At 68.6% G+C, this 10,639-nt stretch carries 14 protein-coding genes and 1 pseudogene; 11 read left to right on the top strand and 4 right to left on the bottom strand.

Annotation, left to right across the window (positions count from 1 at the left end):
* Window positions 1–99: 99 nt before the first annotated feature.
* From ASD25_RS16665 to ASD25_RS29555, 3 genes are all read left to right on the top strand, one after another.
* Window positions 100–480, top strand: a complete 381-nt coding sequence (locus ASD25_RS16665; RefSeq protein ID WP_056619066.1) for a DUF883 family protein — start codon at window positions 100–102, stop codon at window positions 478–480.
* The gene (locus tag ASD25_RS16670; protein ID WP_056619069.1) at window positions 480–887 is read left to right on the top strand and encodes a hypothetical protein; all 408 of its coding nucleotides are present in this window, start codon (window positions 480–482) and stop codon (window positions 885–887) included. Before ASD25_RS16665 ends, ASD25_RS16670 begins: the two co-directional genes overlap by 1 nt.
* Window positions 888–974: 87 nt before the next feature.
* Window positions 975–1,139 carry a DUF1328 family protein gene (locus ASD25_RS29555; protein WP_082572478.1) on the top strand — a complete coding sequence of 55 codons (165 nt, stop codon included), beginning with the start codon at window positions 975–977 and terminating at the stop codon, window positions 1,137–1,139.
* Window positions 1,140–1,176: 37 nt separating this feature from the next.
* Here ASD25_RS29555 and ASD25_RS16675 read toward each other — a convergent pair whose 3' ends face one another.
* The 3 genes from ASD25_RS16675 to ASD25_RS16685 are packed head-to-tail and all read right to left on the bottom strand — an operon-like array spanning window position 1,177 to window position 3,373.
* On the bottom strand, window positions 1,177–2,028 hold the full coding sequence (locus tag ASD25_RS16675; RefSeq protein ID WP_056619072.1) for a metallophosphoesterase: 852 nt from the start codon (window positions 2,026–2,028) through the stop codon (window positions 1,177–1,179).
* On the bottom strand, window positions 2,028–2,999 hold the full coding sequence (locus ASD25_RS16680) for a diacylglycerol kinase family protein (protein ID WP_056619076.1): 972 nt from the start codon (window positions 2,997–2,999) through the stop codon (window positions 2,028–2,030). Before ASD25_RS16680 ends, ASD25_RS16675 begins: the two co-directional genes overlap by 1 nt.
* Window positions 3,000–3,055: 56 nt before the next feature.
* Complete coding sequence (locus ASD25_RS16685) at window positions 3,056–3,373, bottom strand: hypothetical protein (protein WP_235562762.1); 318 nt, start codon at window positions 3,371–3,373, stop codon at window positions 3,056–3,058.
* Between the two features lie 182 nt (window positions 3,374–3,555).
* On the opposite strand from ASD25_RS16685, the gene ASD25_RS16690 reads away from it, so the two are divergent.
* The 6 genes from ASD25_RS16690 (at window position 3,556) to ASD25_RS16715 (ending at window position 9,746) form a co-directional block, all read left to right on the top strand.
* Window positions 3,556–3,894 carry a glycine zipper domain-containing protein gene (locus ASD25_RS16690; RefSeq protein ID WP_056619082.1) on the top strand — a complete coding sequence of 113 codons (339 nt, stop codon included), beginning with the start codon at window positions 3,556–3,558 and terminating at the stop codon, window positions 3,892–3,894.
* 79 nt (window positions 3,895–3,973) lie between these two features.
* The gene (locus ASD25_RS16695) at window positions 3,974–4,420 is read left to right on the top strand and encodes an OmpA family protein (RefSeq protein WP_056619085.1); all 447 of its coding nucleotides are present in this window, start codon (window positions 3,974–3,976) and stop codon (window positions 4,418–4,420) included.
* Between the two features lie 56 nt (window positions 4,421–4,476).
* A complete protein-coding gene (locus ASD25_RS16700) occupies window positions 4,477–6,636 on the top strand; it encodes a protein-disulfide reductase DsbD family protein (protein WP_369816602.1) in 2,160 nt (719 codons plus the stop codon).
* Between the two features lie 151 nt (window positions 6,637–6,787).
* Window positions 6,788–7,396, top strand: coding sequence for a hypothetical protein (locus tag ASD25_RS31020; protein ID WP_162252077.1), 609 nt, complete (start codon window positions 6,788–6,790; stop codon window positions 7,394–7,396).
* Window positions 7,397–7,532: 136 nt separating this feature from the next.
* Window positions 7,533–9,140, top strand: a complete 1,608-nt coding sequence (locus ASD25_RS16710) for a beta-xylosidase (protein WP_200943641.1) — start codon at window positions 7,533–7,535, stop codon at window positions 9,138–9,140.
* Between the two features lie 93 nt (window positions 9,141–9,233).
* On the top strand, window positions 9,234–9,746 hold the full coding sequence (locus tag ASD25_RS16715) for a DUF3617 family protein (RefSeq protein WP_056619088.1): 513 nt from the start codon (window positions 9,234–9,236) through the stop codon (window positions 9,744–9,746).
* A 60-nt stretch (window positions 9,747–9,806) separates the two neighbouring features.
* Here the strand turns inward: ASD25_RS16715 and ASD25_RS16720 are convergent, their stop codons facing one another.
* On the bottom strand, window positions 9,807–10,061 hold the full coding sequence (locus ASD25_RS16720) for a GlsB/YeaQ/YmgE family stress response membrane protein (RefSeq protein WP_056619092.1): 255 nt from the start codon (window positions 10,059–10,061) through the stop codon (window positions 9,807–9,809).
* Window positions 10,062–10,246: 185 nt separating this feature from the next.
* On the opposite strand from ASD25_RS16720, the gene ASD25_RS16725 reads away from it, so the two are divergent.
* Window positions 10,247–10,387 (top strand): helix-turn-helix domain-containing protein, encoded by a 141-nt coding sequence (locus tag ASD25_RS16725; protein WP_369816604.1) that lies wholly within the window; start codon window positions 10,247–10,249, stop codon window positions 10,385–10,387.
* A gap of 39 nt (window positions 10,388–10,426) precedes the next feature.
* Window positions 10,427–10,639, top strand: a pseudogene (locus ASD25_RS16730) (helix-turn-helix domain-containing protein); the annotation flags it as partial.

Raw genomic sequence — 10,639 nt, forward strand, 5'->3', positions numbered from 1 at the left:
GTCGGAAATGGTGCAATGCGGGAACCTGCGCCGTGCGGTGGCGTTCCGGCTTTGAATTCTCTATCTAACAGCCAAGCTTGAAACATCGGAGCGCGCATCATGGCCACGACCAAGGCGGCACGGACTGCCGTGAAGAACGATCTCAACACGCTCAAGGACGACCTGAAGGTTCTCGGCGCCGAGGAAAAGGCGCGTCTGCGCGAGAAGGCGTCGGACGCCGAAACCCGCGTCCGGGCCAAGGCCGCCGAGGCCGAAGCCCGATTGCGCGAACAGTCCGAAGTCCTGCGCGAGCGGGCCCGCGGCTATTACGACACAGCCCGCGTGCGGGGTCAGGAATATTATGACGAGGCGCAGGAGCGCTTCGACGAAGCCCAGCGCTACATCACCGAACGGGTGCAGGAACGGCCCGTGCAGTCGACCGCCATCGCGCTCGGCGTCGGCGTTGTGCTGGGTCTGCTGCTCGCCGGTCGTCGCCGCTGATGTTCGGCGGGGGGCTGGCCAGGAATCTGGTCAAGAAAGCCGTCGCGGCTTCGGTCGTGGCGGGCGCCGGCTTCGTGGCCGTTCTCGCGCTGGGGGCGACGATCTTCTTCGCCCTGCAGCTGGTTCTCGTGCCGCTGGCGGCCGCGGCCGTCACCTTCCTGCTGTTCGCCATCGTGGCCGGCGTCGTGGCCATGGTCTTCCTCGCCCGTAGCGAAGACGAAGAAGAGTACGAGGAAGAGTCGTCCGGTCTGGGCGCGCGCGCCTACAGCCTGTTCAAGCAGCGGCCGATCCTCGGCACGGTAGCGGCCTTGGCGGGTGGCTGGATATTCCTCCGGAATCCGGCCCTGGCCACCATGGTCGCGGCCGCCTTCACCGAGAAACCGCACGGTCGCAGCCGCCGCCGGTGAGGCGGAACGTCGCAGGTTCCAGAACGTTGATCCAACAGGCGCGGCGGTTGTCGCTCCTCCGATCAACCGCTCTGGAAGGAACCGCTGATGCTTCGTTGGGCCCTTATTTTTCTCGTACTGGCGCTGGTCGCCGGCGCTCTCGGCGCCGGGGGCGTGGCCGGTCTTTCGATGAACATCGCCTATGTGCTGTTCGTCATCTTCATCATCCTGCTGATCGTGCATTTCGTCACGGGCAGGGGACGTCGAATCTAGGCGGCAGAGCCGTCTGAAAGAATGGGGCCGCGGTCGATCAGACCGCGGCCTTTTCCTTTTCTCCGGCCACATTGGGGTCCGGCGCGGTCGCGATCTTGCGCGTGTCCTGACGGCGCGGAAGCTTCCACATCTGGCCGGGCTCGAACCGTTCGCCGTTCCAGGCGATGGCCGTCACCGTGATCTCGTGCGCGTCCCATTCGATCTGGTTGAAGCTGGGCGGCGCCCCGCGCTCGCGGTGCGACAGCGTTCCGCACCCGACGGCATAGGAGCAGTGATCGCCCAGGCTGATCGGCAGGGCGAAGGGCACATGGACGTGACCCGTGGCGATGATGTCGACGCCGGCCTCGGCGAAGATCAGGGCGGCGGCGTCGCCGCGCTTCACGTCGCCGGTCATCGGCGTGCCGATCATCTCGACCAGCGGATGGTGGCAAGCGAGAATCCTCAGGGCCCCGACCGGCGCCTGTCGCAGGGCTTCCGCGGCCTTGCGCGTCTGCATCAGGTCGATGACGCCCTTCGACCAGTTCATCCTGGCCTGCCAGCCGCGGGCGGTGACGACGCCGCGCACCATCACCGTGGGGCTGAGAAACTGGTGGTCGTGCGCCGGGTGGCCCGTGGCCTTCTCAAACGCTTTCCACGGCGCGAACAGCCGGGCGAACAGCCCCCAGTATGGCACATCGTGATTGCCCACGATGACGAACCGCGGCTCGGGCATCTCATTGATCCAGCGTCCAGCGGCCTCGAACTCGTCCGGAAAACCCTGCTGGGTGATGTCGCCGGTGATCAGGACCAGATCGGGCTTGTTGGCGTGGGCGTACTCCACCGCGGCGGCGCAGGCGTGCTTGTGCTCAACCCCGAAATGGATGTCGGAGAACTGGAGAATCCGCCCCACTAGACGCTGTCCTCGGCGGCGGGCGGATTGGGGGCCAGGGCCTGGAACGCGTTGCGGATGAACTTCACCTTCGCCTCGTGGGACAGCAGTATCGGTTCGCCGTCGACCACGGCGGGAATGCGGGAGCGGGCGCTGACAGTCGCGCGCTGGATCGCCTTGGTGGTCACCGCGGGGTCCTGGCGCCAGTCGCTGAACACCGCGTGCGCCGCGAGCCGGAAGGCCTGGGCGGCGTCGGACGGGTTCATGGCGGCGGCCTCAAGGCCGGTATTCTCGTCCATCACCCTTGAGATCATCGGGCTGATAAGGACAAGCGCCTCGGCGCGACGCGGCGCCTTGCCATCGAGAGAGAAGCGCATCTTGCCCGAGAAGGCCCGGCGCAGGGCGCGGCGGGCGTACATCCAGGCCAGTTTCAGCTTGCCCTCGCGGACCGCTTCCCGCGCGGGAGCCCACAGTGCGGGCGAGCCCAGAATGGCGGCGCAATAGAAGACGGAGGATGTCTGGCCGTCGGACACCTCGCCGCCCGCGACGCACTGCGGCGCGCCTTCTTCCAGCGCGAGCCGGAGGGCGGCCTTCCAGTCGGCGGTTCCGTACAGGGCCTTGGGCAGCATGTTCATGGTGCCGCCCGGAAGGGGGGCGACCAACGGACCGTCCGGCCCGGCGCGTGAGGCGATCGTCCCGGCCGTGCCGTCCCCGGCCAGGACGAACAGCACATCGGGCTTCGCATCGAGCGCGGCCTGTATCTGGTCGTCGAAACTCCCGCTCTCGAGTGAGACGACCGAGGCTTCGCAGTCATATTCGGACAGGACGGCCTCGGCCTCGTCCGCGGCGGCAGGCCCCACGCTGCCCGAGGCCGGATTAACGAGCATGACGACCCGCTTCAGCGCGACGTGGGGCGTCAGCACGCGCGGTTCGACGGCCACGTCGGCTGGCGTGGCCGTCGGATCAACGGTCGGCGTCAAGGCATCTGTCATGCCGCCCGAACGCCCCGCTCAGGGCGATGTTCCGGCGGCGCGGCCCTGAAGCGTGACTATTGCTTCTTAAGCTCGTCGGAAGCGGCGGCGGCGCCGGCTTGGGCGGCATCTCCCGCCTTCTCCGCGGCGGCGACAGTCGCGTCGGCGGCCTGGTCTGCGGCTTCAGGCGCCTTGCCCTTCACCGTGTCGACGCCCTTGGCGATCCAGCCGTCCATCATGGCCCCGCCCTCGGCCAGCGACTGCTCCTTGATACCGAGCACCGCGGTGAGCACGCCGAACAGCGCCAGAAGGGTCACGAGGATCCCCACCAGCGGATTGCCGCCGCGGCGCTTCGTGCGCGCCCACACCGGACTGTGCTCGCCATCGTCCGCCATGCGGACAGGTTCAGAAAAACGCATCAAGACCCCCGTCTTTACACATGAAGCGGCATCGCGCGCGTCTCGCGCAACGCCGTTGGAGCCTGAGACAGGCCCGACCGCCATCATAGCGGGGGAACCGCCACAGTAATCCAGCGTTCTCACCGCAGGGGCGAACCCGAGGGATGAAGGACATACCCATGAACAAGGCAATCATCGCGATCGCGGCCACCGGCCTGCTGGCCAGCGCCTGCGCAAGCGACGGCTACACCACCAATGAGGCAACTCGCCAGGGCGCCATCGGCGCCGGCCTCGGCGCTGTCGCCGGCGCCATCATCGGCAACAACGTGGGCGGCGGCAACGCCGCGACCGGCGCGGCTATCGGCGCCGTTGTCGGCGGCGCAGCCGGCGCCATCCGTGGTTCGAACCAGGACCGCGCCAATCAGCAACGCTACCGGGACAGCCAGAACCGGTATTACTATTGCTATGATGGTCGCCAGGACGAATGCTATTGGGAGAACGGTCAGCGCCGCTACTAGGCGCAGGGTTTTCGCTTGAATATCAGGGCGGTTCGTCGAGTGGCGGGCCGCCCTTTTTACAGGTCGATGGAGGGCTGGGATGAAGCGATCGATATTGGCGGCGGGTCTGATCCTGGCTGTCGCGGGCTGTTCGACGCCGGGGTTCAGGAACCGGAGCGATCTGGTCGTGGAGCCGTCGGCCTGCACGGAAAAGCGGTTCGAGGTCTATTTCACGGAAGGCGAGGCGCGGCTGACGGAGCCGGCGCGGCAGGCCATCGGCATGACGGCGGCGCAGTTGCAGGGCTGCGAGATCCGCAAGGTGCAGGTGCTGGGTCTGGCGAGCGCCACGGGCGACGCGGCGTCAAACATGAGCCTGTCGCAGCGGCGCGCCGTGGCGGTGGCCGAGGCGCTGACCGGGGCTGGATGGCCTGCGCCGGCGTTCGACGTCGAAGCGGCCGGCGATACCGGCGCCGTGGCCAACACCGGGGTTCAGGAACCCATGCGCCGGCGCACCGAAGTCCTGATTGACGCAGTTCCCCGCCGCTGAGGTGACGCGACGGGGTCGGGACGGCTAGGGTTCCGCCGAACCCTCTTGGAGCCCGCGTGTCCCTGTTTGCACGAATCCTGATCGCCGCCGTGCTGTGGCTCGCCGCAGGCAGCGCCTTCGCGCAGCCGCAGCGGACCGAGCGGATCGAGGCCGAACTGGTGGCGATGTCGACCTGGGCCGCACCGGGGTCGACGGCGGTGATCGCCGTCAAACAGACCATCCAGCCCGGCTGGCACACCTATTGGCGCAATCCCGGCGATTCCGGGGGGGCGACGACCCTGACATGGACCACGCCGCCCGGCGTCAAGGCGGGCGAGATCGTCTGGCCCCTGCCCGAGCGGCAGCGGCTGTCGGGGCTGATGAACTACGGCTATTCCGGCGAAGTCTATCTGCCCGTGCCGGTGGAGATACCAACGACGGCGCGGGCGGGGACCTCCCTGCCGCTGACGGTCAAGGCCCTGTTCCTCGTCTGCAGCGCCGAGATGTGCGTGCCGGACGAACTGACCCTGAGCCTGACCCTGCCGGTGCGCGAGGGCGCCGCGCCGCCGGACCCGCGCCACGGGGCGGCGATCGCGCCCATCCTGGAGACGGCGCCCCGGCCGGCCGGGATCGAGGCGCGGATCGTCATGGAGAACGACGTGCTGGTCCTGAGCGCGGCCGGCGGGCCGCTGGCGGGACGTGATCCCGGCCCGAGCTATTTCTTCCCCTTCGAGGGTGGCGTCATCGACCATCCGGCCGCCCAGACCGGAAGCTGGGGCGCGCAGGGGCTGACGCTACGGCTGACGCCGGGCGGAACCACGCGGGCGGAGGGTCTGACCGGACCGGTCGCGGGCGTGCTGGCCACGGCGCATGGGGCGTTCGAGATCAACGCTGAACCGGGGGCGGCGCTGGCCGGTACATCCGGTTCCGGCGCTATGGCCGCGGGGCCCGACGCCGGGGCGGCGGCGGAGAGCGCCACGACCGAGGGAGCCGGTCTGGCAACGTTCGCGCAGGCCCTGCTGTTCGCCGTTCTGGGCGGACTGATCCTGAACCTGATGCCCTGCGTCTTCCCCATACTGGCGATGAAGGCGGCGTCGCTGGCGGCGTCGGCGCATGACGCGCGTCACGCCCGGCGCGACGGGCTGGCGTTTCTGGCCGGGGTGCTGACGACCTTCCTGCTGCTCGCGGGCGTGCTGCTGGCGCTGCGGGCGGCCGGCGAGGCGGTCGGATGGGGCTTCCAGCTGCAGTCGCCGCCGGTCATGGCGGGGCTGGCGCTGCTGATGCTGGCCGTGGCCCTCAACCTGTCGGGCGTTTTCCACATCGGCGGCGGGCTGCAGGGCGCCGGTTCGGGTCCCCTGTCGCGCCTGCCCGGCGGGGCCGGAGCCTTCTTCACCGGCGCGCTGGCGGTGATCGTCGCGGCGCCCTGCACCGCGCCCTTCATGGCCTTTGCGCTGGGGGCGGCGCTGCTGATGCCGTGGCCGATGGCGCTGCTGGTCTTCCTCGGGCTCGGGCTGGGTCTGGCCCTGCCCTATCTGGCCGTGAGCCTGACGCCGGGCCTGCTGGCGCGCCTGCCGAAGCCCGGCCCGTGGATGGAGCGGCTGAAAGGGCTGCTGGCCTTCCCCCTGTATGCGACGGCCCTGTGGCTGGCCTGGGTGTTCGGGCGGCAGGCGGGCGCGGACGCCCTGGGACTGCTGTTCGTCGCGGGCGTGCTGCTGGCGCTGGGCCTGTGGCTGGCGGGTCAGGGGCAGGCCGAACGGATGGCGGGCCGGCGCGGCCTGCTGCATCTGGCGGCGGCCCTGCTGGCCCTGCTGCTGGCCATCGGCGCGACGGTCATGGCCGCGCGGACGCCGGCGGCGGACGGCGTTCCGGCCAACGCCGAAACCTCGGGGCCGACGAGCGCGCCCTGGTCCGCCGCGGCCGTCGAGGCTGCGCTGGCCGAGGGCCGGCCCGTGCTGGTCAATTTCACCGCCGACTGGTGCGTGACCTGCAAGATCAACGAGCGGACGGCCCTCACCTCCCCCGGCGTGGCGGCGGCCATGGAACAGACCGGCGCCCTGTATCTGGTCGGCGACTGGACCCGGCGCGACGACGCCATCACCGCCGAACTACAGCGCCACGGCCGGTCCGGCGTGCCCCTGTACCTGCTCTATTCGCCCGGGTCCGCCGAGCCCCGCATCCTGCCCCAGTTGCTGACCGAGGGGGTGGTCGTCGAGGCCCTGACCACCGCCATCGACTGACGCCCTGCCTTCGTTATGGCGCTCCGGGAGCGGGAATCGGCCAATCCGGGCAAGGCCAAGGTCATTTCGGGGCAGCCGAAACAAACCGTCATGGACCGTGTTAGCCAGTCGGTGCGAGCGCCTCCCCGCTCGCTTTGACAAGGCAGACATCATGCGAAAGACCGCGCTCCTCACTGGCGTCGCCGGCCTGTTCCTCATGACCGCTCCCGCGTTCGCCCAGGACGGCACGGCCACGCAAACCCCGCCGGCTCCGGCCACGGCGGCCCCGCAGGCGGCTGAGCAGCCCCAGAGCCTGACGCTTCAGCCCGGATCCGACGTCAAGGGTTCGGACGGCGCTCTGCTGGGCAAGCTCGAAGGCGCCCGCAACACTGAATCCGGCCAGGAACTGACCGTGCGCGGCGCCGACGGCGAACTGCGCGGCATCCCGGTGTCCGGCGGCGTCCGCCAAGACGGCGCCGGCGTCGCCGTGGGCTGGACCAGCGCCCAGTTCGCCGCCGCCACCGCCATCGACGATGCGGCGACCCCGGTCGACGAACCGGCTGCTGAAGCGGATGAAGCGGCCGAGCCCGCCGAACCCGCCACGCCGGCGACTCCTGCGACGCCCGCCGATCCGGGCGTGACGCCGGCTACGCCTGCAACCCCGGCCGCGCCTGCGACTCCGGCGACGCCCGCCACCCCGGCCAGCCCGGACCATTCGGGCCACACCGGCGCGACGCCGGCCCCCGCCGAGGGCCAGAAGCCGGACAAGCCCGGCGCCTGATCCAGTCAGGTCACAAAGACGAGGGCGGCTCCAGAAGGGGCCGCCCTTTGTAATTCCGGCGTGAAGATCCGACCGGTGGACTTCCATGGACGAAGATTTAGTATGATTATTTGATCGGGACTTTAAGGGGTCGCCAGTGTCCAGAGAACTCGGATGGCTCGAGGCCGCCGCCTGTCTTGCCGCCCTCGTCTGCGCCGACGCGCTGGCTCCGTCTCCCGCCGCGGCGCAGGACACGCCGGCAGCGCGCGCCATCTCGATCAACGCCGCAAGCGCCGGGAGGGCGCGGGATCGCATGCCCGATTTCGCCATCGGCGCAGACTATCCGGGCGTGCTCGGTCGCGAGGAAAGCCTGGTTCAGCTAGCGACCGTGCAGGAAGAGATCGGGTTCCGGTACATCCGCTTCCACGCCATCTTCCATGACGACATGGGTGTCTATCGCGAGGTCGACGGACGCCCGGTCTATGACTGGACGCGCATCGATGCGCTGTACGACCGGCTGTTGGCGCTGGGCCTGAAACCTTTCGTGGAGCTGGGGTTCACGCCGCACGACATGCGGACGTCGGACCAGACGATCTTCCACTGGCGCGGCAATACATCCCACCCCGAGCCGGAGAAATGGACCGCGCTGGTCGAGGCCTTCACCCGGCATCTGATCGACCGCTACGGACGGGAGGAGGTGCGGACCTGGTTCTTCGAGTTCTGGAATGAGCCCAATCTGGCCAGCTTCTGGGAGGGCGCGGACCAGACGGCCTATCTCGAGTACTATGGTCGCACCGCGCGTGCGATAAAGGCGGTCGATCCGGAACTGCGCATAGGCGGGCCGGCCACAGCGGGCATCGGCTGGGTTACGGAGTTCCTCAGCTACGCAGACGCCCACGACCTGCCGGTCGATTTCGTCTCCGGCCACTCCTACGGGACCAAGGGCGGCTTTCTGGACGAGAACGGCGAAGCCGACGTCAAGCTGTCCGCGAATTCCGATGAGGTTATGCTGGACCTGCGCATGGCCCGTCATCAGGTCGTAAACTCGTCGCGTCCCGGCCTGCCGATCCACATCACCGAGTGGAGCGCCAGCTTCAGCCCGCGCGACCCTATCCATGACGACTACATCAGCGCGTCCTACATTCTTGACCATCTGCACCAGAGCGAAGGTCTGGTGCAGTCGATGAGCTACTGGACGTTCAGCGACCTGTTCGAGGAGACAGGGCCCCAGACCCTGCCCTTCCAGGGCGGTTTCGGCCTGCTGAACCCGCAGGGCGTTCGCAAGCCCGCGTTCTTCGCCTACAAATACCTGAACAGCCTTGGCGACCGGCGGCTCGATACCGGCGACAGCCGGAGCATTGCGGCGATCAGGGACCGCACCCTGCAACTGCTGGCGTGGCGCTACGAACCGCCCGTGCAGGACGTCAGTGATCGCTCTTTCTATACGCGGATACGCGAGCCGGGCGCGGCTCCGGCGCTCAACATCGCGGTTTCAGGCCTCCGTCCGGGTAGCCACGCCGTCCGCATCCGGCGCGTGGGGTTCGAGGCCAATGACGCCCACACCGCCTGGCTCGCCATGGGCTCTCCCCCGTCGCTGACCACGGCGCAGGTTCAGGCGCTGCATGACGTCACGACCGACGCCGCGCAGAGCGCCGTCGCCATCGCCGGCGCAGACGGCAAGGCGACAATCTCCATTCCCATGCGGGTCCATGACGTCGTCCTTGTCGAGATCCCCGACGCTGTCCCTGCGGGAGGCGCTCTGTAACGGCTTCGCTTCGTCGCAAACTCGTCGCCGGATGCGAGCCGACCGGCCGGGAAAAGGGCACAAGCGCGGGCGTCCTCCAGAAAGATTACACCCATGCGCTTCCTGCCCCTGATGATCGCCGCCTCCGGCGCCCTCGCCCTGACCGCCTGCTCGCAAGCCGACCGCAAGGACGCTGGCGAACCCGTCGAGGCCACGGCAAGCGAAAGCGGCGCGCCGATCACCACCGCCGATTTCCCGAGCCCCCGCGCCGGCCTGTGGCGCACGACCACGGTGCGGGATGGCGGCGAGCCCGAGATCGAGACGCGCTGCGAAGGGCCCGCCAAACCGTTCGAGACGCCGGAAGCCATGGAAGGCTGCACGGATACGGCGAGCCGGATTCCCGGCGGCGTGCGCTTCGACCGCAAATGTATGGCGGACGGCAAACCGGCCAGTCTGAGCATCACCATGACCGGCGACTTCAAGACCCGCGCGAACATGAACATGGACTACAAGGCGACGCTGCCGAACGGCGAGACGGTCGAGAGCAGCGAGCGCGGCCAGAGCGTCTATCTGGGCCCATGCGCCGCCGGTCAGGCGCCGGGCGTGGTCGAGGACGGCCAGGAGTAGACAGGAAAAAGGGCGGCTCCGGATGGAGCCGCCCTTCGTCGTTTCGGAAGGGCGTCGCCCTTACGTGCGGCGCTTGACCAGACCAACCAGGAACAGCAGCAGGCAGGCGCCGAGGAAGGCGACCAGCAGCGTGATCAGGTTGAAGCCGCCGACCGGAATACCCAGCAGGTTGCCGGCGATGAAGCCGCCCAGCAGGGCGCCGATGACGCCGACGATAAGGTTCGTCAGCAGGCCGTGGCTGCGGCCCATAACTTTTTCAGCGAGCCAGCCGGCGACGATGCCGATGACGATCCAGCCAATGATTCCCAAACCCATCTTGATCTCCCGTGAAGCCCAATGCTCTGGGCGGTAAATGCACGTGAACGGTAACGGTTGCGCTTGGGTAATAGAACGTTGCTCTTCGACAATCCCCCGTTACGCGAGCGCGGCATGGGGCTTGCCGCGTGAGGGGCGAGCCGTCCCGCTTCGGGACAGCCTGCCAAGATGGGGAAACAGGGGCCATGGCCACCGACATCGACCTTCACCTGGGACGCCGCCTGCGCCGCCGCCGGCGCCTGCTGGGCCTGACGCAGCAACAGCTGGCCAACCAGGTCAGCATCCGCTTCCAGCAGATCCAGAAATACGAATGCGGCGCCCCGTAGCTTCCGTGACCTGAACGCGAACGCGATCAAATACGTCCNTGGGACGCCGCCTGCGCCGCCGCCGGCGCCTGCTGGGCCTGACGCAGCAACAGCTGGCCAACCAGGTCAGCATCCGCTTCCAGCAGATCCAGAAATACGAATGCGGCGCCAACCGCATCTCGGCCGCCCGCCTGTGGCAGCTGGCCGAGGCGCTGGAATCGCCGGTCAGCTATTTCTACGACGGTCTGGAAGAGGCCATCGAACGCCGCGAGG

The sequence above is a fragment of the Brevundimonas sp. Root1423 genome (genome assembly GCF_001426805.1).